This is a genomic window from Caulobacter sp. FV2ps19 (assembly GCF_058681035.1).
Map to the genome: position 1 here is coordinate 1365483 of NZ_CM178729.1, position 18908 is coordinate 1384390.

The following is an 18908-nucleotide window of genomic DNA, read 5'->3' on the forward strand; positions in this document are numbered from 1 at the left end:
GAAATCCTCTCCCAGAGGGAGAGGAGGGGCCCGCCGCGTAGCGGTGGGAGGTGAGGGGTTACGCCGCTGACCGGCGCGCCGGCACGCCGTCTGGCTCAGTAACCCCTCACCCTCCCACGCTTTCAGCGCGGGCCCCTCCCTCTCCCTCTGGGAGAGGGAATCCTAGTCGCGGTTCGCGTCCCACCACGCCACCGCGTCGGCGTCGCGCAGGCTAAGCTCGGGATAGCGCGGATCGGTTCCCACCTCGGGCAGGATACGCCACGAGCGGGCGCATTTGTGGCCTTCGGCCAGTTTCGGATCCACCGACACGCCCTTGACCTCGTCGGTCGTGAACGCGCCGCCCTCGCCGGCGACCAGGGTGGCGGCGCTGGTGCGGAACACCTCGGCGGCGTCCAGATCCTCGAAGGCGCCCAGCAGATCCGCGTCGGCGACGTGAACCACCGGCGCAGCCTCCAGGGCCGAGCCGATTCGCTTTTCGCGGCGTTCGACTTCCAGGGCGCCGGTCACCACCGACATCACGGTCTCGACCTTGGCCCAGCGAAGCGCCTCGGCGTCATTGCGCCACGCCGCCGGCGTCTCCGGCATCACCCGCAGGCTGTTGGAGCCCGCCTCGGGGAAGCGCGTCATCCACGCCTCTTCCATGGTGAAGCTGGTCAGGGGCGACAGCCAGATCGTCAGGCGCTCGAACACATAGTCCAGCACCGTGCGATAGGCCCGGCGGCGCAGTTCCGTCGGCTTGTCGCAATACAGGCTGTCCTTGCGGATATCGAAGAAAAGGGTCGACAGGTCGCCCTGGCAGAACTCGATCAGCGGCCGCGTCACGTCGGCGAAGCGATAGGCCTCGTAGGCGGCGCGAACCTGGCCATCCAGCTCCCACAGGCGGTGCAGGATGAACTTTTCCAGCGGCGGGAAGTCGGCATAGTCGGTCACCCGCTCGGCCTCGTCGAAGCCGGCCAGGGCGCCCAGCAGGTAGCGGGTGGTGTTGCGCAGCTTGCGATAGGCGTCGGTGGTGGTGGCCAGGATGGTCTTGCCGATCCGCTGGTCTTCCGAATAGTCGACCATCGCCGCCCACAGGCGCAGGATCTCGGCGCCGCTTTCCTTGGTGACGGTCTGCGGCTCGACGGTGTTGCCCTTGGACTTGGACATCTTCTCGCCGTTCTCATCCTGGGTGAACCCGTGGGTGAGGACCGCCTTGTAGGGCGCGCGGCCGCGGGTGCCGCAGCCTTCCAGCAAGGACGACTGGAACCAGCCGCGATGCTGGTCGGAGCCTTCCAGATACAGGTCGGCCGGCCAGTGGCTGTCGGCCCGGCCCTCGATCGTGAAGGCGTGGGTGCAGCCGCTGTCGAACCAGACGTCGAGGATGTCGACGACCTTTTCGTACTGGTCCGGGTCGTGGGCCTCACCCAGGAATTCGGCGTCGGGACGGGTGAACCAGGCGTCGGCCCCGCCCTCGCGGATGGCGGCCAGGATGCGGGCGTTGACCGACGGGTCCAGCAGCGGCTGGCCGCTGTCCTTGTCGACGAACATGGCCAGGGGCGTGCCCCAGGCGCGCTGGCGGCTGACCAGCCAGTCGGGGCGGGTCTCGACCATCGAGCCGATACGGTTGCGGCCGGCGTCGGGGTGGAAGGCGGTGTCCTTGATCGCCTGGATCGCGGTCTCGCGCAGGGTCTGACCACTTTCGAGCGGCTGATCCATGCGGATGAACCACTGCGGGGTGTTGCGGAAGATGATCGGGGCCTTCGAGCGCCAGCTGTGCGGATAGCTGTGCTCGACCCGGCCGCGGGCCAGCAGGTTTCCGGCCTCGATCAGCTTGTCCATGACCGCCGCGTTCGCCGGACCGAACTTGCCGGCCTTCTTGCCCTCGGTCTCGATGACCTTCAGGCCCGCGAACAGCGGCACGTGCGGGTAGTAGGCGCCGTCGGGGTCGACGGTGTCGGGGATGGAGTCCAGCGCGTAGCCGCTCTTGAGCCACACCAGATAGTCGTCGGCGCCATGGCCGGGCGCGGTGTGGACAAAGCCGGTGCCGGCGTCGTCGGTGACGTGGTCGCCGGCCAGCAGCGGCACGTCGAAGCCGAAGCCCCCAACAGGATCAGAGTCGAACTGGGCCAGAGGATGGGAGCAGATCAGGCCGGTCGGATCGACGGGCTCGACCCGGCGCCAGGTCGCGACCTTGGCGGCCTTGCGGACGTCCTCGGCCAGCTTGTCGGCGACGATCAGCCGGTCGCCGACCTTCGACCACGGGGCGAACTCGAGGTTCTCCTCCATGGCTTCCACCTCATAGAGGCCGTACTCGACCTTGGGGTTGAAGCTGATCGCCCGGTTGGCGGGGATGGTCCACGGCGTGGTGGTCCAGATCACCACGCTGGCGTCGTTGGGCGCCAGGCGGAAGACGTTGTCGCCGGCCGGATTGCCCGACAGGGCGTAGTGCTCTTCGTCATAGACCTTGACCGGGAACTTCACCCAGACGGTCGGGCTGACATGGTTGTGGTATTCGATCTCCGCATCCGCCAGGGCGGTGCGTTCCACCGGGCTCCACATCACCGGCTTGGACCCGCGATAGAGCTGGCCGCTGGTGGCGAACTTGTGGAACTCGGCGACGATGGTGGCTTCCGACGAGAAGTCCATGGTGGCGTAGCGGTTCCACCAGTCGCCCAGGATGCCCAGACGCTGGAACTCGGTCTTCTGGGCCTCGATCCAGCCGCCGGCGTAGTCGCGGCAGCGGGTGCGGAATTCCTCGGCCGGGACCTCGTCCTTGCGGCGGCCCTTGGCGCGGAATTCTTCCTCGATCTTCCACTCGATGGGCAGGCCGTGGCAGTCCCAGCCGGGCACATAGTCGACGTCATAGCCCAGGGCGAAGCGCGAGCGGACCACGAAGTCCTTCAGCGTCTTGTTCAGGGCGTGGCCGATATGGATGGCCCCGTTGGCGTAGGGCGGGCCGTCGTGCAGCACGAACAGCGGCGCGCCGTCGGCCTGGCGTTTGGCGCGGATCGCGCCGTACAGACCCTTGTCAGAGAGGGCGGCCCAGCCCTCGAGGATCTCGGGTTCCTTCTTGGGCAGACCGCCCCGCATCGGGAACGGGGTGTCGGGAAGGAAGACGGTGTCGCGATAGTCGCGGGCGGTCGTGGCGTCGTCGGCCATGGGAGAGCGATCCAGCTTCTGGAGGTTCGGAAAATCGGGGTGCGAGGGGTTCGTCCCGGCGCGCGCTGGAAACTCGTCCGGCAACGTCACGCCGGGCGGATAATTCGCGGGTTTTTCCGAACGAAAGTCATGGGCGGGGGATAGCAGAGGGTTGCGGGCAAGGCCAGTGCCAGGAACTTGGGGCACTTGCCCCCTCCTGACCGCTTCGCGGTCGTCCTCCCCCGGAGGGGGAAGACGCTTTTTCATCTTCCCCCTCCGGGGGAGGAGCGCGAAGCGCGGAGGGGGCGAGTACAGCTCGACCTACCCCCGCTTGCGCACCTTCGGCGTGATCGTCACCGTCATCAGCCTGCCCTCGCGGATCAGGGTGAACAGGGTCGGCTTGTTGATACTGTGGTTGTCGAGCGCTCGCAGCAGGTCGTCCAGGCCGGTCAGGCGCTGGTCGCCGGCCTGGATCAGCAGGTCGCCTTCCTTGACGCCGGACCTGGCGGCCGGGCCGCCGGCGTCGACATGGGCCACGAACACCGCATAGGGCTGGGTGACGCCGGTGGCGCGGGCGAGGCCGGGCGGGATCGGGGCCTGCTGGGCGATCATGCCGATCGAGCCGCGTCGCACGAAGCCGTGGTCCAGCAGTTCCTTGATCACGAAGGTGGCGGTGTTGACGGCCACGGCGAAGCACAGGCCCTGATAGCCGGCGATCACGGCGGTGGCGATGCCGACCACCTCGCCGCTGGAATTGACCAGGGGGCCGCCGCTGTTGCCCGGATTGAGCGCCGCGTCGGTCTGGATCAGGTCCTCGATCAGCCGGCCGCGTTCGCCGCGCAGGGTGCGGCCCAGGGCCGAGACCACGCCCGTGGTCACCGTGGCCTCGAAGCCCAGCGGCGCGCCGATGGCGATGACCAGTTGGCCGCGTCGCAGCTTCTTGGAATCGCCCAGCCGGGCGGTCGGGATGTGAACGTTCTGGTCGACCTTCAGGATGGCCAGGTCGGTGTCGGGATCGTCCCCCACGCAGCGGGCCGTCAGGCTGCGGCCCTCGGCGGTGATGACCACGAAGCGCGTCGCGCCCTGCACCACGTGGCTGTTGGTCAGGATCAGCCCGCCGTCGGCGAAGGCGAAGCCCGAGCCGATCCCCTGCATGCGCGGATCTTCCAACATCGGGTGCACCCGCACCACGCAGGGCCCGACCACCTCGACGGCGCGGACCACGGCGTTGGAATAGGCGTCCAGCAGGTCGCCATTGGGCAGGGCGCAATAGCCGCCCTCGATCTCGATCGCCCTGCCGGTGTCGAACACGAACTGGGCGTCTTCGGGATAGGCCAGGATCTCGTGCTGACGCCGCGGCGCCGGTCGCCGCGCCCTGGCGAAATGCTCGTACTTGCGCGCTTTCAACATCCCGCCCCCGCAGTGGTTAATGGAGGTTAACAGCAGGCGTACGGTGAGGGCTAGGGGGATCGCCGGTTTGGGGAATGGCGGGCGCCTGAGGCCCCCTCCGGCACGTCGCCTATCGGCGCCGCGCCACCTCCCCCGTGAAACGGGGGAGGTGGCGCGATGCGAATACGCATCGTGACGGAGGGGGCGTCCTGAGCGTCGACTAGAACCCCGGCGCGACGATCGCCCGGGCCTGGGCTTCATCCAGGCGGATCTGGTCGATCATCAGCTCGATGCCGTCGAACTTCAGTTCGGGACGCAGGAAGGCGATCAGCTGGGTCTCGATGACCTCGCCGTAGAGGTCCTCGTCGAAGTCGAACAGCCAGGTTTCCAGCCGGGTCTCGACCATGCCGGTGGTGGGGTTGTTGCCCAGATTGGCCACGCCGGGCACCACGCGGCCGTCGGGCAGGCGGGTGCGGGTGGCGTAGACGCCCAGCTTGGGCACCACATAGTCGACGATCTCGACATTGGCGGTGGGGAAGCCCAGCTGGCGGCCCAGCTGCTGGCCGCGACGCACCACGCCCTCGATGGCGAAGGGCCGGCCCAGGATCCGCGCGGCGGTCTCGGGCTGGCCGTCGCGCAGGGCGTCGCGCACGGCGGTGGACGAGAACTTGGCGCCCGCCTGGCTGGCCACGGGCTCGGCGATCGAGACGCCAAAGCCGTTCTGCTCGCCATAGGCGTTCAGGGCCTCGGGGCTGCCGGTGCGACCCTTGCCGAACGAGATATCGAAACCTGCCGCCACGTGCTTCACGCCCAGACCTTCGACCAGAACCTGCTCGACAAACTCCTTGTCCGAGAAGCTGGCCATCTGGAAGTCGAACGGCAGCAGATAGAGGAGATCCACCCCCATTCCGCCTAAAACGCGGGCTTGCTGCTCGATCGTCATCAGCCGGAAGGCCGGTTCGGTGGGGCGAAACAGCCGCCGCGGGTGCGGATCGAAGGTGATCACCCCCAGCGGCGCCTTCAGGGCCAGGGCGGCCTTGGCGGCCTCGGCGATCACCTGCTGGTGGCCGCGATGCACGCCGTCGAAATTGCCCAGCGCCGCGGCGGCGCCCCGGGCTTCCGGCGGCAGGCTCTTCCAGCCGTGAACGATCTTCAGGGTCATCAGGCGGCCTTGCGCGGGACCATGATCAGGGCTTCGCCCTCGACCACCGGCTTGCCGTTGACCAGGCAGACCGTGGCCAGGGTGACGCGGGCCTTGGCGGCGTCGATCTCGGTGATGGTGGCGCGGGCGGTGACCTGATCGCCGATCTTCACCGGCCGCTTGAACCGCAAGGCCTGCGACAGATAGATCGCGCCGGGCCCGGGCAACTGCGTGCCGATCACCGCCGAGATATAGCCGGCCGACAGCATGCCGTGGGCGATGCGCTCGCCAAAGCTGGTGGTCGCCGCATAGTCAGCGTCCAGGTGAACCGGGTTGTTGTCGCCGGTCACGGCGGCGAAGGCGACGATGTCGGCCTCGCCGACGGTGCGAACCAGGTCGGCGCTCTGGCCGATGCTGAGATCTTCGAGAAACAAACCCTGCATGTGACGCGTCCCCTGCGGTACTTTTTATTGTGCGTTGCAACGCAATCTAGTGTCTCGCGTCGCGATCACCAGACCAGATCGCCGATGGCGTGGGTGGCGCTGACCTTTTCGGCGGCCAGCAGGGCCTGAACGGCCTCGGGGATCAGCCGCCCGTCAGGGCCGACCGCCGCGTCGCCATGGATGCCCTTGGCGATGAACAGACAGGCGAGCTTCTGGTCCTGGGCGCCCAGAACGTCGGTGATGACGCCGTCGCCGATGCACAGCACGCGCGAACGATCGACGGGCTTGCCGGTCAGTTGCTCGGCCTTGGCGATGGCCAGGTCGTAGATCGGTCCGAACGGCTTGCCGGCCATGATCACCTGCCCGCCCAGGCTCTCATAGAGGTCGGCCAGGGCCCCGGCGCAGAAGATCAGCTTGTCGCCGCGCTGCACCACCCGGTCGGGATTGGCGCAGATGAAGGTCAGGCCGCGTTCGGCGGCGACCGCCAGGCGCTCGCGATAGTCCTCAGGAACCTCGGTCTCGTCATCGAACAGGCCGGTGCAGCCGATAAAGTCGGCGTCCTCGCACGAGCCGCTGAGGTCGAGGTCGATACCGGCATAGAGCGGCGCGTCGCGGTCGGGGCCGATCCGCCAGACCTTGCCCGGGGCGCGGGCTTCCAGCAGGGACCGGGTGGCGTCGCCGGAGGTGACAAAGCCGCTCCAGGCGGCCCGCGGTACGCCCAGGCCGTCCAGCTGCGAGACCACGTCATAGGACGGGCGCGGCGCGTTGGAGATCAGCACCGCCGGCCCGACGGTCTCGCCCCAGCGGACCAGGGCGTCGCAGGCCTGGGGGAAGCTCTCGACGCCGTTGTGGATCACGCCCCACACGTCGCACAGCACGATGTCATAGCGATCAGACAGGGCGGAAAGGCTGGCCGGGAAATCCATCATGGCAGGGCCGGTACCGGGCGCGAGCGCGGGCGTCAACGCCGCGCCGCACGGAAACGCCGGTTTCCCGGTATCCGGCTTTCGGAGAATGATGGTCTGTGACTAATCTCAAGCCACACGGGGAGACGCCTATGACGATACTGATCCTGGGGCTGGTGCTGTTTTTCGGCGTCCATTCGGCGCGCATGGTCGCCGGGCCGTTCCGCGACGCCCAGGTGGCGACCCATCCGGCCCGCTGGAAGGCGATTTACGCCCTGGTATCAGCGGTCGGTCTGGGTCTGATCATCTGGGGCTGGACGCTCTATCGCCCTGTCGCGCCGCAGCTCTACGATCCGCCCGCCTGGGGCCGTCACGCGGCCATGGCCCTGGTGCTGCCGGCCTTCATCCTGCTGGCCGGGTCCAACGGTCCGGTCGGACGGATCAAGGCGGCGGTGCGCAACCCGATGCTGATCGGCGTCATCCTGTGGTCGGTCGCGCACCTGCTGGCCAATGGCGACCAGGCCTCGGTGCTGCTGTTCGGGGCCTTCCTGGCCTATGCGACCCTCGACCTGATCGCGGTGCTGGGCCGCCGCGAACCGGCCCCGGTGGTGACCAAGCCGGTCGCCGACCTGATCATGGTGGTGGCGGGCACGGCGCTCTATGTCGTGTTCGTGCTGTATCTGCACCGCATCTTCTTCGGGGTCTCGCCCATGGGGTGAGGGCTCCGCCGTAGCGCCCCCTTCCTCATGTCGCGTCGTGGAAGATCACCCCCAGGGTTCGCCGCCGGCCCGCCCGGATCTCGCTGACGCCGTGCCGCAGGATCCGACGATGCACGCCGCGCGTCCCGTCGGCCGGCCGTTCGCGCACGGCGAAGATCACCGCCTCGCCCTGGCCCAGCGGCACGACCTGGGGCGCGGACTGCTGGCGCGGCCGCTGCTCGACCAGCACGAACTCGCCACCCTCGAAATCGCGACCCGGCGCGTCCAGCAGGACGGCGGCCTGCAGCGGAAAGACGTGCTCGCCATATAGGTCCTGGTGCAGGCAGTTATAGTCGCCCGGCCCATAGGTGAGCATCAGCGGCGTCGGTCGGGTCTGACCGCCCGCATGGCAGCGGGCCAGCATCGCGTCCAGCGTCGCGGGGAACCGCCGATCCTCGCCCAGGCGCTGGGCCCAGTGATTGGCGACGTCGGCCAGAGGCGGATAGAGGCTCTGACGCAGCGCCTGGACCGGCGCGGGCAGGGGGTAGGCGAAATACTGATATTCGCCGCGCCCGTAGCCGTAACGGGCCATGACGACGCGGCTGCGGAACAGGTCCAGCTGGTCATACAGCGCGGCAAGATCCGCGCAGGCCTGGGGGCTCAGCAGCGGGCCGGTCAGGGCCCAGCCGCGCGCGTCCAGGTCGGCGGCGATGCGCGTCCAGTCCAGGGTCAAGCGGCGGCCTCGGGCTTGCAGCGCTTGCAGGCGCGAAAGCCGGCGGCGCGGGCGCTGGCGGCGGTGGGGTGGAACACGATGTTCTTGCGCAGCGGCCGGGCCGGGCAGACCGGACGGCAATAGATCCCGGTGGTGCGAACGGCGATGAAGAAGGCGCCGTCGGCGGCTGGGTCTCGGCCCTGACAGGCGGCCCAGCGGGCCTCGTCGTCTGGATAGGCGGGCAGGGGCATCGGAACATCTCCTCTGGTGAAGAGACGATGCGCCGAGCTGATCAGAAGGTCATTCCGAAGCTTGCTGCGGGACGCCCAAAACTGTCAGCAATCAACACGGGCCTTCCTGGGCCCTGTGCCCACGACCCATGTTCGAGGCAGGTCAGGCGCTAGGAATCACCAACCCGACGCCCGGCGACGCAGGGCGCCGCGCATGAAGTCCTGCGGCGGTTCGGCCTCGGCCAGCACGGCGTCGCGGATGGCGCGCGGCTCGCCGAACAGGTGGCCCTGGCCGTAGCCGATGTCGAGATCCAGGATGTCGACGATCTGCTTTTCAGCCTCGACCTTCTCGACGATCACCTCGATGCCGTAGCGGCGGGTGAGGGCGGCGAAGTCGGTGGCGTTCAGGTCGGGGAGCGAGGCGATGACCAGCTTGCCGTCTTCCTCGCGCAGCTGGTCCAGCATCATCTGGGCGCCGACCTTGAGGAACTTCACATCGGCGCGGGCCAGGTCCTGGAAGTCCAGATCCAGGTCGCTGACCTTGTCGAGGCTGAACTGGAAGCCCAGGCTGGCCAGGCGCGACATGTGGCGGGCTTCCACCGGACCGCGGCGCTCGAAAGCCGCCTGGCCCAGTTCGAAGAACACCGAGCCGGCCAGGTCCTTGTTGGCCTGCATGAATTCCAGGAACTGCGGGAAGAAGCTCTCGTCGGCCAGGCTGGCCAGCGAGATGTTGCAGAAGATCCCGACCTTGCGGTCCTGCTTGGCCAGACGGCGCACGATCTGCACGCAGCGGAACAGCAGCAGGTTGTCGATGGCGGTCATCAGGCCTTCGGGCTCGGCGACGGCCAGATATTCGGCCGGCATCATCACCCGGCCGCTCTCGTCGCGCAGGCGCGAGAAGCTTTCGTAGAACACCGTCCGGCGCTGGGGCAGGCTGACGATCGGCTGCAGGTACAGATCGACCCGGTTCTCGGCCAGGGCGTCCTGCACGACCTGCAGCATGACGTTGGACTGCGGCGTGCGGCCGCGAACCTCGGTGCGCGCGGCGGCCACCTGATGGGTCAGCTGGTGCTCCAGCCGTTCATTCATGCCAGCGATCAGGTCTTCCAGCTGATGGACTTCGGTCGACAGCTCTTCGGAGCGGCGCTGGGCGTCGAGCGCCACGCTCTCGACCAGTTCGGTCATGCGCGCGTCGATCTTCTCGATCTGGTCCAGCAGGATGGCGTGGGCCTCGCGCACGGTGTCGAGGTCCATGCGGCCGCGCGCGGCGTCAAAGGTGCTGGAGATCAGGCCGTGGAAGGCGAAGCACAGGGCCAGCGTACCAATGAAGGCCGAAAGACCGACAGCCGGCGCCGCCCCCGTGCGCCACAGCACGAGGGAGATGATCAGAGCCAGACAAAGATAGGCGCCCGTGAGGAGCCCCAACATCAGCCGTCGCATCATTCCGTCCAGACGAATCGTTACACGCAATCAGACCGGTCCGCGTCGCAAGAGTCGAACAGATTAACGCCGCTGCGCCATTCCGTCTCGTTCCTGGGGTTGCGGCAGATCATAACCCGAGCCGGGGAGAGCCTATAGTGCTGCGCCCAGGCCAGCGACCCGGATCTGTTTTTCGGAGCCGCACTTTCGGACGCCGCGCGCGCTCGCCGCATCGACAGGGCTGGTTTTGACTGATAATCACTCGCAAGTTATCCCGGAGCCCGAATGCCCGACCGTTCTGCCATGACCTCCACACTGCGCGCCGTTCTCGACGAAGCCAGCGCAGAACGCCCTCTGGGCGGCGCCCTGCGCGGCGAGCGCGGGGTGATCGTGCGCGTCAGCGGGCTGACCGGCGCAGACGAGGCTTTCAGCGCTGAAGAGCTGGAGCGACGGCTTCTGGAGATGGGTTTCGTGGAGGGGGCTTTGATCGAGGTCCTGCACGAAGGTCTGTTCGGCCGCGATCCGATCGCGGTTCGCGTCGACGAAACCCGGGTCGCCCTGCGCCGCCGCGAGGCCAACGCCGTGCTTGTAAAGTTTGATGGAACCGCGCCTTGACCGTGCATGTCGTCGCCGCCCCTGAAGCTTCGTCGTCTGTGGCGCTGTCTTCTGTCGCCCTGGTGGGCAATCCCAATTCCGGCAAGACCGCCCTGTTCAACGCCCTGACCGGCAGTCGCCAGAAGGTGGCCAACTATGCCGGCGTCACCGTCGAGCGAAAGGAAGGCGTATTACGGACGCCGGCCGGCCAGAGCCTGCGCGTGCTCGACCTGCCCGGCACCTACAGCCTGCGGGCCCGTAGCCCCGACGAGGCGGTGACCCGCGACGCCATCCTGGGCCGACTGGCCGGGGATATTGCGCCGGACGTGCTGATCTGCGTCGCCGACGCCACCAATCTGCGGCTGGTTCTGCGACTGGCCCTGGAACTGAAGCAGGTCGGTCGTCCGTTCGTGCTGGCCCTGAACATGTACGATATCGCCCAGCGCCAGGGGTTGCGCATCGATATCGAGCGTCTGGCGGCCGAGTTGGGCGCGCCGGTCGTCACCACGGTGGCGACCCGCAAGCGCGGCCTGGAAGACCTGATCACCCAGGTCGAAGTCCTGACCCTGACCGCCGAGCACGCCAATACCTGGCGCGAGCCCGACGCCGGCGAGATCCGCGCCGCCCATGCGCAGGCCCAGCGCATCTTCCGCGCCTGCGTGAAGCCGCCCGAGCGGCCCGACACCATCACCGGCAAGATCGACAACGTGCTGCTCAATCCGGCGGCCGGTCTGGTGATCCTGGCCACCCTGCTGTTCGTGATGTTCCAGGCGGTGTTCACCTGGGCCACCCCGGCCATGGACGTGATCGACGGCGGCTTTTCGGCCCTGGCGGCCCTGACCGCCGCGCACCTGCCTCCTGGTCTGCTCAGCAGCCTGATCTCCGACGGCCTGATCGCCGGGGTCGGCAGCGTGCTGGTGTTCCTGCCGCAGATCCTGATCCTGTTCTTCTTCATCCTGCTGCTGGAAGACAGCGGCTACATGGCCCGGGCGGCCTTTCTGATGGACAAGATCATGGGCGGAGCTGGCCTGCACGGCCGGGCCTTCATCCCGCTGCTCTCCAGCTTCGCCTGCGCCATTCCCGGGATCATGTCGACGCGGGTGATCGACAACAAGCATGACCGCCTGACCACCATCCTGGTGGCCCCGCTGATGACCTGCTCGGCCCGCATCCCGGTCTACACCCTGATCATCGCCGCCTTCATTCCGCAAAAGACCGTCTGGGGCGTGCTGTCGCTGCAGGGGCTGGTGATGTTCGGCCTCTATGCCGGCGGCATTCTCAGCGCGCTGACGGTGTCGTTCGTGATCCGCCGGGTGTTCTGGCGCGGCACGGTCGAGCCGTTCATGATGGAGCTGCCGACCTATCGCTGGCCCGAGCCGCGCAACGTGCTGATGAACCTGTGGACCCGGGCGCGGATCTTCATCACCCGCGCCGGCCGCATCATCCTGCCGCTGATGGTGCTGGTCTGGGTGCTGTCGACCTTCCCCTATCCGCCGGAAGGCGCGACCGGGCCGGCCATCGACTACAGCTTCGCCGGCCGCATCGGGCATTTCATCGCGCCCCTGATGGCCCCCATCGGCTTCAACTGGCAGATGACCGTGGCCCTGATCCCGGGCTTCGCCGCTCGCGAGGTCGCGGTGGCGGCCCTGGGCACCGTCTATGCCGTCGGCGACGCGGATTCCTCGCCCGCCGCCCTGGGCTCGGTTCTGGCCCAGCAGTGGTCGCTGGCCAGCGCCCTGTCGTTCCTGGCCTGGTACATCTTCGCCCCGCAGTGCGCGGCGACCCTGGGCGTGGTCAAGCGCGAGACCAACAGCTGGACCTGGCCGACGGTGATGTTCGTCTACATGACCGGCCTGGCCTATATCGCCTCGTTCGCGACCTATCACATCGCCGTGGCGATGGGGGCGGGGTAGGGGGCTGGATTGGTCGGCCAGCTCGCTTGTGCTAAGCTCTGGTCATGACGATCCGGTTCGACATCGGAAACCAGTCGGCCCTGGCCGAACTCGTCGCCCGCATGGAAGCCGGCGAGGACGTGCTGTTGACGCGAGATGGCGAGACCGTGGCCCGAGTAACGCCTCCCCCACCCGCCGCGCCGAAGGGGCGACGGAAACTGGGCGTCTGGGAGCATCTTAATCTCAAACTTTCAGACGACCTGTTTATCGGGCCCGATCCCGAAATTGAGGCGGAGATGGATAATCCCATTTTCCCGGATGAAGCGCGGGCTCCCAAAAACTGATCCTTTCAGTTTTTAGCGGCGACAGGTCGAGGGCCACGATTTCAAGTGAGTGACCCTTTGAGGCTCCCATCATGCGCCTGCTGCTAGATACGCACGCTTTCATTTGGAGCCTCGTGAATCGCTCCAAACTGTCGGCGCGAGCGCTTGACGCCATTTCGGACGCGGAAAACGAAGTTCTGGCCAGCGCCGTGGCGGCCTACGAAATCGAATATGAGCGGCCGCGTGACTCCGAGCTTCAGCGGATGCCGACGGACCTCGATCAGGCCGTCAAAGTCCAAGGCTTCAGTTGGGTCGGTTTCTCGTGGGAGGACGCGCGCGACGCAGCGCGACTACCCTTGATCCATCGCGACCCCTGGGATCGCCTACGGGTGGCTCAGGCCGAACGACGTGGCAAGAGACTAGTGACTCGCGACCCCTGGATCGCGAGCTACAATGTCCCAACGCTCTGGTAGCCGCTGCCTACCGCGTCGGGACCGGGGTCTCGCCGCGATAGTCGTAGAAGCCGCGCCCGGCCTTCTTGCCCAGCCAGCCGGCCTCGACATATTTCACCAGCAGCGGGCAGGGACGGTACTTGCTGTCGGCCAGGCCTTCGTACAGCACGTTCATGATCGACAGTACGGTGTCCAGGCCGATGAAGTCGCCCAGTTCCAGCGGGCCCATCGGATGGTTGGCGCCCAGCTTCATGGCGGTGTCGATGGCGTCCACCGTGCCCACGCCCTCGTACAGGGTGTAGATCGCCTCGTTGATCATCGGCACCAGCACGCGGTTGACGATGAAGGCAGGGAAGTCCTCGGCGTTGCTGGTGATCTTGCCCAGCGACTTGGCGAAGGTGACGGCCCGCTCATAGGTCGGGACGTCGGTGGCGATGCCGCGAATGATCTCGACCAGCTTCATCAGCGGCACGGGATTCATGAAGTGCAGGCCGATGAACCGCTCGGGGCGATCGGTGGCCGAGGCCAGGCGGGTGATCGAGATCGACGAGGTGTTCGAGGCCAGCAGGGTGTCAGGCTTCAGATAGGGCTGCAGGCTGCGGAAGATGGCCTTCTTGGTCTCTTCGTTCTCGGTGGCCGCCTCGATGGCGAGGTCGGTCTGGCCGATCAGCTCCAGGCTCTCGGCGGGCTTGATGCGGGCCAGGCCGGCGGCCATGGCGGCCTCGTCGATAATGCCGCGACCCACCTGGCGGGCCATGTTCTTTTCGATCAGGGCCAGGCCCGCATCGATGCGCTCGCGCGTGATGTCGTGCAGCAGAACGTCGTAGCCCGCCAGCGCGCAAACATGCGCGATGCCACAGCCCATCTGACCGGCGCCGATTACGCCGACCGATTTGATTTCACTCATGAACGCCAAGCCTTCGCTTGATACGGCGCCGGACCTGAAGTCCGCGCCCTCGATTGTGGCGATGTTTCTAGCACGACAAACCACGGCCTCGTCCAGACTTTGCTGCGACGCAGCGCGGAAGTGCCGCGTCAGTCGACTGGCGGATAAGGGTGGCTGTGGCCCTGAGGGTCTTCCACCGCGCCGTCGTCCAGATAGGCCGGCCCCACCGGGACCTTTCCATGGCCGCCGGGGATGTCGAGGATATAGGTCGGCTGGCACAATCCCGAGACGGTTCCGCGCAGGGCCTTCATCAGTCCCTGGCCGGTTTCGAGGCTGGTGCGCAGATGGCCGGTGCCGGGCGCATGGTCGTGATGGTGCAGATAGTAGGGCTTGATCCGCGTCTCGACGAAGGCCCGCATCAGGGCTTCCAGGGCCTCGGCGTCGTCATTGATCCCGGCCAGCAGCACGGTCTGGCTGATCATCGGCACGCCGGCGTCAACGATGCGCGCGCAGGCGGCGCGGGCGGCGGGGGTCAGCTCGCGGGCGTGGTTGGCGTGCAGGGCCACATAGACCGCCTTGCCCGAGGCCTTCAGGGCCGAGACCATCGCGTCGGTGATCGCCGCCGGATCGACGGCCGGCACGCGGGTGTGGAAGCGCACCACCTTCACATGGTCGATCTTCGCCAGCCGTTCGCCCAGATCGCGGATCCGGCGCGGCGACAGCACCAGCGGATCGCCGCCGGTGATGATCACCTCCCAGATCTCGGGCCGCCCGGCGATATAGGCGAAGGCGGCGTCCAGTTCGTCCGGCGACAGGGTTTTCAGCCCCTCGGGCCCGACCATCTCGCGACGGAAGCAGAACCGGCAATAGACCGCGCAGGTGTGGGTGGGTTTGAGCAACACCCGGTCGGGATAGCGGTGGACGATCCCCTCGACCGGGCTGTGGGCCAGGTCGCCGATCGGGTCGGGATCCTCGCCGGGTGAGGCGATCAGCTCGGCGGTCTGGGGCACGAACTGGCGGGCGATCGGGTCGGCCTCATTGGCCGGCTCGATCAGGGCGGCCATGTCGGCGGTGATCGCCACCGCATACTGCGCCGCCACGCGCTCCAGCGCCGGCAGGCGCTCGGGAGCGATCAGGCCGGCGTCGGCCAGCATCTGGGCGCTGCGGAGGGTGTGGGCGGGGGGCATTGGAGGCGCGGATATGGCGCAAAAGGGCCCAGGATACAATCTCGGCGCCCTTGCCCCCTACGGACTGCTGCGCAGTCGTCTTCCCCCGGAGGGGGGAAGATGAAGCGCGCCGACCTTGTCTTCCCCCTCCGGGGGAGGGCTATCGCATATGGGTTGCTGACGGACCCAAGCCTTTGACAAACTCAAAAATCTTGCCTTCCTGGGCCTTGTGCCCAGGACCCATGTTTGAGGCAGGCTTTGATTTGGGCGCTATTCGCGGCTGAACGGCCCGTAACACCGACCCAAGTCCGCATCGGCGGCGCCATGGGTCCTGGGCACAAGGCCCAGGAAGGCTGGATCTTTTAGCGCCAGATCCATATGCGATAGCCCTGCCCTCCGGGGCAGGGCTATCGCATATGGCCGAGTAGGGAGAAGAGGAAGGTGTCGTCCCAGCCGGCGCGCTTGATCTTTCCCTTTATGGAGCCCTTGTCGGGGTGCTGCCTGAGGGTGTTGAGGGCGAGTTTTCGCAGGAGGGCGAGGTTCTGGGGGGCATGGTCCTTTCGGCTTCGGGAGGCGTCTTCATCGAGGGCGACATCGAGGACCCAGTGGAGTTGGTTCTCGATGGTCCAGTGGGCTCGGGCGACCTGCAGCACCCTTTGGGGGGACAGTGGAGTCGAGAGCAGGAACCAGCGCACGATGGTATCCTGAGGCTGATCAGTTGGCTTTCGGCGGGTCTCGACGCGAGCGACGGCGGCCAGGCCAGGAAAGTCCATATCTGTCGCCGCAACGACGATGGCGGTGCGGCCCTCAAGCCGGTCGTGGGCGCGTTCAGGCCCATCGACGGCGCCGCAAGCGGCGTCGGCGGCCTGGGTCAGGACTTGAGCCTGGGCCAGCAGCTTGGGCTGGTTGGCCTTCAGCGCCAGGGCATAGTCGGCGCCAGCGTCGAGGATGGCCTGAGCGGTGTCCCTGCGGCAATGCAGGGCGTCGGCGGTGACGATGCAGCCCTGAAGATCCAACAGGGCCAGGGCCTGCTGGGCTCCCAGCACCTCGTTACGGCCCGGCGCCAGGCGCTGGCCGATGACCAGTCGAGCTTCGACGGCCCAGACATTGACCAGATGCAGTGGCGTGGCCTTGCGCCCGCGCTCATAGGCCCCGCGCAGCGCCTTGCCGTCGATGGCCACCACGCCCTTCAGAGCCCCGGCGAAGGCGGCCGTGAACTTGGCGAAGGCCGCCTCGAAGGGTTCGGGCTCAAGGTGGCGGAACACCCGACTGAAGGTGTCGTGGCTGGGCGGACCATGCTCCAGCTTCAGAACCTGACGCAGGCAATCAAGCTTGGCGCGCGCGAACAAGGCCATGTCGGTGCAGTCCTCGGCTCCGCACAGCAGCGCCGCCAGCGACACGAACATCAGCTCCAGCAGATCGTGCCGGGCATTGCCCGCCCGAGGATCTTCAACTTCCGAAAAAAAGCTCGAAAACGTCTCCACCGCGCCGTCTCCACACAACAGAAGACGCCCTTCAGAATCCGCTTCGACCTAAAAAATCGACTCCAAATCCATATGCGATAGCCCTGCCCTCCGGGGGAGGAGCGTCGCAGGCGCGGAGGGGGCCAGTGTCAGGCGCCCTCAGGCCACCGGAACCCACATCACCTGATCCACCCGCGTGGCGCCGGTCGCCAGCATCACCAGCCGGTCAAAGCCCAGGGCGCAGCCCGAGGCGTCGGGCATGATCTCCAGCGCCGCCAGGAAGTCCTCGTCGATCGGATAGCGCTCGCCATAGATCCGGGCCTTCTCGTCCATCTCCAGAGCAAAGCGGCGACGCTGTTCGGCCGGGTCGGTCAGTTCGCCGAAGGCGTTGGCCAGCTCCACCCCGCAAGCATAGAGCTCGAAGCGTTCGGCCACGCGCGGATCGCCCGGCTTGGGCCGCGCCAGGGCGGCCTCGGCGACCGGATATTCGCACAGGATCGTGGCGCGGCCGACGCCCAGCCGGGGCTCGACCTTCTCGACGATCACCCGGCTGAAGACGTCGGCCCAGCTGTCGTCGTCGGCCACCCGGATCCCCGCCGCTTTCGCCGAAGCCGCCAGGGCGTCGCGGTCGGTCTCGCCGGTCGCCGAAAGGCCGGCCAGCAGGTCCACCCCGGCGTAGCGGTCGAAGGCCTGCGCCACGCTCAGCCGTTCGGGCGCGGCGAAGGGGTCGCAATCCAGGCCCCGGAAGGAAAACCGCCGCGTCCCCGCCGTCTCGGCGGCCAGGCGCAGCAGGGCGGCGCAGTCGTCCATCAGGGTTTCGTAGGGCGCGCCGGCCCTATACCATTCCAGCATCACGAATTCCGGGTGATGCAGCGGCCCGCGCTCGCGATTGCGCCACACCCGGGCGAAGTCGAAGATCCTGTCTTCCCCGGCCGCCAGCAGCTTCTTGCAGGCGAATTCCGGCGAGGTGTGCAGATAAAAGGTCTGGTCCGGCTCGCCTGTCAGGCTCAGCATCGTGGTCTCGAACGCGTGCAGGTGGGCCTCGTTGCCCGGCGACACCTGCAGGGCCGCGGCCTCCACCTCCAGGAAGCCGTCGCCCTCGAACCAGCCGCGGACGGCGCGGGTGATGGCGTTGCGGGCCAGCAGGAACGGGCGGCGGTCGGCGTGGACCGAAGGCGTCCACCAGGGGGAGGGAGCGTCAGCAGCCACGGGGGCTCCGCGTAGTAGAGACTGGCGATCTTGCCGCGTTCGCTATAGGAGGGCGATCATCAGATCTCTACCCCATTCGCGCGGCCGCCTCCGGGCAGGGCCCGGAAAGCCTAAGGACTAAAGAAGTGAAGGTAGCCGCCAGCTCGCTCCGCAAGGGCGCCGTCGTCGATATGGACGGCCGTCTCTATGTCGTTCTGACCGTCGACAACATCCACCCCGGCAAGGGCACCCCGGTGACCCAGCTGAACATGCGCCGCATCAGCGACGGCGTGAAGGTGTCGGAACGCTACCGCACGACCGAGCAGGTCGAGCGCGCCTTCGTCGACCAGCGCGACCACACCTTCCTGTACCAGGACGGCGAGGGCTTCCACTTCATGAACCCGGAAAGCTTCGACCAGGTCGTGGCCACAGAGGACGTGATCGGCGACGCCGCGCCCTATCTGCAAGAAAACATGACGGTGCAGCTGTCGACCCACAACGACATCCCCATCGCCATCGAACTGCCGCGCACGATGATCCTGGAAGTCGTCGACACCGAACCCTCGGTGAAGGGCCAGACCGCCAGCTCCTCCTACAAGCCGGCCCTGCTCAGCAACGGCATCAAGACCACCGTCCCGCCCTATATCGCCGTCGGCGTGCGGGTGGTGATCCTGACCGAGGACAATTCCTACCAGGAACGCGCCAAGGACTAAGGACGCTGTTTCCTTCTCCTCTTGCGGGAGACGGGCGAGATCAGAAGGCCCGGCGCGCCAGCGCCGGGCCTTTTTTGTTGAGGTGTGGGAAGGTCTGGTTTGCGGCGGGACGCTGTGGGCTGGTTTCGACCCAAGTCGGACGTCGATCAGTGAGCTTTTAGTGGAGATGAACCCGCC

18 protein-coding genes are annotated in these 18908 nt (G+C 67.3%); 6 read left to right on the plus strand and 12 right to left on the minus strand.

Going from position 1 to position 18908, the window contains the following annotated elements; genetic code table 11:
• Positions 1-162: 162 nt before the first annotated feature.
• The 5 genes from ileS to ACW18B_RS06670 all read right to left on the minus strand — a co-directional run bounded on the left by ileS (position 163) and on the right by ACW18B_RS06670 (position 7019).
• Positions 163-3138, minus strand: a complete 2976-nt coding sequence (gene ileS, locus ACW18B_RS06650) for an isoleucine--tRNA ligase (RefSeq protein WP_492050569.1) — start codon at positions 3136-3138, stop codon at positions 163-165.
• Between the two features lie 300 nt (positions 3139-3438).
• Entirely contained in the window at positions 3439-4527 is a 1089-nt protein-coding gene (locus ACW18B_RS06655; protein WP_492050571.1) for a S1C family serine protease, read from the minus strand.
• Between the two features lie 199 nt (positions 4528-4726).
• The gene (locus ACW18B_RS06660) at positions 4727-5668 is read right to left on the minus strand and encodes a bifunctional riboflavin kinase/FAD synthetase (protein ID WP_492050572.1); all 942 of its coding nucleotides are present in this window, start codon (positions 5666-5668) and stop codon (positions 4727-4729) included.
• Positions 5668-6090 carry a MaoC family dehydratase gene (locus ACW18B_RS06665; protein WP_492050574.1) on the minus strand — a complete coding sequence of 141 codons (423 nt, stop codon included), beginning with the start codon at positions 6088-6090 and terminating at the stop codon, positions 5668-5670. The genes ACW18B_RS06660 and ACW18B_RS06665 overlap by 1 nt, the downstream gene beginning before the upstream one ends.
• Before the next feature lie 65 nt (positions 6091-6155).
• Entirely contained in the window at positions 6156-7019 is an 864-nt protein-coding gene (locus ACW18B_RS06670) for a TIGR01459 family HAD-type hydrolase (protein ID WP_492050576.1), read from the minus strand.
• Between the two features lie 128 nt (positions 7020-7147).
• On the opposite strand from ACW18B_RS06670, the gene ACW18B_RS06675 reads away from it, so the two are divergent.
• Positions 7148-7714: an NnrU family protein gene (locus tag ACW18B_RS06675; protein ID WP_492050578.1), complete on the plus strand. Its 567-nt coding sequence runs from the start codon at positions 7148-7150 to the stop codon at positions 7712-7714.
• Positions 7715-7739: 25 nt separating this feature from the next.
• Here the strand turns inward: ACW18B_RS06675 and ACW18B_RS06680 are convergent, their stop codons facing one another.
• The 3 genes from ACW18B_RS06680 to tipF all read right to left on the minus strand — a co-directional run bounded on the left by ACW18B_RS06680 (position 7740) and on the right by tipF (position 10075).
• Positions 7740-8426 carry a 2OG-Fe(II) oxygenase gene (locus ACW18B_RS06680; protein ID WP_492050579.1) on the minus strand — a complete coding sequence of 229 codons (687 nt, stop codon included), beginning with the start codon at positions 8424-8426 and terminating at the stop codon, positions 7740-7742.
• Complete coding sequence (locus ACW18B_RS06685; protein WP_492050581.1) at positions 8423-8656, minus strand: Ada metal-binding domain-containing protein; 234 nt, start codon at positions 8654-8656, stop codon at positions 8423-8425. Before ACW18B_RS06685 ends, ACW18B_RS06680 begins: the two co-directional genes overlap by 4 nt.
• Positions 8657-8812: 156 nt before the next feature.
• The gene (gene tipF, locus ACW18B_RS06690) at positions 8813-10075 is read right to left on the minus strand and encodes a flagella assembly cyclic-di-GMP phosphodiesterase TipF (protein ID WP_492050583.1); all 1263 of its coding nucleotides are present in this window, start codon (positions 10073-10075) and stop codon (positions 8813-8815) included.
• Positions 10076-10357: 282 nt separating this feature from the next.
• Here tipF and ACW18B_RS06695 point away from each other — a divergent pair, with 282 nt between their 5' ends.
• From ACW18B_RS06695 to ACW18B_RS06710, 4 genes are all read left to right on the plus strand, one after another.
• Positions 10358-10669, plus strand: a complete 312-nt coding sequence (locus tag ACW18B_RS06695; protein ID WP_492051634.1) for a FeoA family protein — start codon at positions 10358-10360, stop codon at positions 10667-10669.
• Positions 10670-10671: 2 nt separating this feature from the next.
• Positions 10672-12561 carry a ferrous iron transport protein B gene (gene feoB, locus ACW18B_RS06700; RefSeq protein WP_492051635.1) on the plus strand — a complete coding sequence of 630 codons (1890 nt, stop codon included), beginning with the start codon at positions 10672-10674 and terminating at the stop codon, positions 12559-12561.
• A gap of 44 nt (positions 12562-12605) precedes the next feature.
• A complete protein-coding gene (locus tag ACW18B_RS06705; protein ID WP_492050585.1) occupies positions 12606-12884 on the plus strand; it encodes a type II toxin-antitoxin system Phd/YefM family antitoxin in 279 nt (92 codons plus the stop codon).
• Between the two features lie 71 nt (positions 12885-12955).
• Positions 12956-13336 (plus strand): type II toxin-antitoxin system VapC family toxin, encoded by a 381-nt coding sequence (locus ACW18B_RS06710; protein WP_492050587.1) that lies wholly within the window; start codon positions 12956-12958, stop codon positions 13334-13336.
• Positions 13337-13343: 7 nt separating this feature from the next.
• On the opposite strand, the gene ACW18B_RS06715 is transcribed toward ACW18B_RS06710, so the two are convergent.
• From ACW18B_RS06715 to epmA, 4 genes are all read right to left on the minus strand, one after another.
• Positions 13344-14222: a 3-hydroxybutyryl-CoA dehydrogenase gene (locus tag ACW18B_RS06715; protein ID WP_492050589.1), complete on the minus strand. Its 879-nt coding sequence runs from the start codon at positions 14220-14222 to the stop codon at positions 13344-13346.
• A gap of 128 nt (positions 14223-14350) precedes the next feature.
• Positions 14351-15388: a lysine-2,3-aminomutase-like protein gene (locus ACW18B_RS06720; RefSeq protein WP_492050591.1), complete on the minus strand. Its 1038-nt coding sequence runs from the start codon at positions 15386-15388 to the stop codon at positions 14351-14353.
• A 386-nt stretch (positions 15389-15774) separates the two neighbouring features.
• The gene (locus ACW18B_RS06725; RefSeq protein WP_492047290.1) at positions 15775-16851 is read right to left on the minus strand and encodes an ISAs1 family transposase; all 1077 of its coding nucleotides are present in this window, start codon (positions 16849-16851) and stop codon (positions 15775-15777) included.
• 138 nt (positions 16852-16989) lie between these two features.
• The gene (gene epmA / locus ACW18B_RS06730; protein ID WP_492050593.1) at positions 16990-18039 is read right to left on the minus strand and encodes an EF-P lysine aminoacylase EpmA; all 1050 of its coding nucleotides are present in this window, start codon (positions 18037-18039) and stop codon (positions 16990-16992) included.
• A 125-nt stretch (positions 18040-18164) separates the two neighbouring features.
• On the opposite strand from epmA, the gene efp reads away from it, so the two are divergent.
• Positions 18165-18731: an elongation factor P gene (efp, locus tag ACW18B_RS06735; protein WP_492050595.1), complete on the plus strand. Its 567-nt coding sequence runs from the start codon at positions 18165-18167 to the stop codon at positions 18729-18731.
• Positions 18732-18908 lie beyond the last annotated feature (177 nt).

Bases quoted from the DNA above. Each gene is read 5' to 3' on its own strand.
- tipF (WP_492050583.1), bottom strand. From the start codon at position 10,075: ATGCGACGGCTGATGTTGGGGCTCCTCACGGGCGCCTATCTTTGTCTG.
- ACW18B_RS06720 (WP_492050591.1), bottom strand. From the start codon at position 15,388: ATGCCCCCCGCCCACACCCTCCGCAGCGCCCAGATGCTGGCCGACGCC.
- ACW18B_RS06710 (WP_492050587.1), top strand. From the start codon at position 12,956: ATGCGCCTGCTGCTAGATACGCACGCTTTCATTTGGAGCCTCGTGAAT.
- ACW18B_RS06665 (WP_492050574.1), bottom strand. From the start codon at position 6,090: ATGCAGGGTTTGTTTCTCGAAGATCTCAGCATCGGCCAGAGCGCCGAC.
- ACW18B_RS06675 (WP_492050578.1), top strand. From the start codon at position 7,148: ATGACGATACTGATCCTGGGGCTGGTGCTGTTTTTCGGCGTCCATTCG.
- ACW18B_RS06715 (WP_492050589.1), bottom strand. From the start codon at position 14,222: ATGAGTGAAATCAAATCGGTCGGCGTAATCGGCGCCGGTCAGATGGGC.
- ACW18B_RS06670 (WP_492050576.1), bottom strand. From the start codon at position 7,019: ATGATGGATTTCCCGGCCAGCCTTTCCGCCCTGTCTGATCGCTATGAC.
- ACW18B_RS06705 (WP_492050585.1), top strand. From the start codon at position 12,606: ATGACGATCCGGTTCGACATCGGAAACCAGTCGGCCCTGGCCGAACTC.
- ACW18B_RS06655 (WP_492050571.1), bottom strand. From the start codon at position 4,527: ATGTTGAAAGCGCGCAAGTACGAGCATTTCGCCAGGGCGCGGCGACCG.
- ACW18B_RS06685 (WP_492050581.1), bottom strand. From the start codon at position 8,656: ATGCCCCTGCCCGCCTATCCAGACGACGAGGCCCGCTGGGCCGCCTGT.
- ileS (WP_492050569.1), bottom strand. From the start codon at position 3,138: ATGGCCGACGACGCCACGACCGCCCGCGACTATCGCGACACCGTCTTC.
- ACW18B_RS06660 (WP_492050572.1), bottom strand. From the start codon at position 5,668: ATGACCCTGAAGATCGTTCACGGCTGGAAGAGCCTGCCGCCGGAAGCC.
- ACW18B_RS06695 (WP_492051634.1), top strand. From the start codon at position 10,358: ATGACCTCCACACTGCGCGCCGTTCTCGACGAAGCCAGCGCAGAACGC.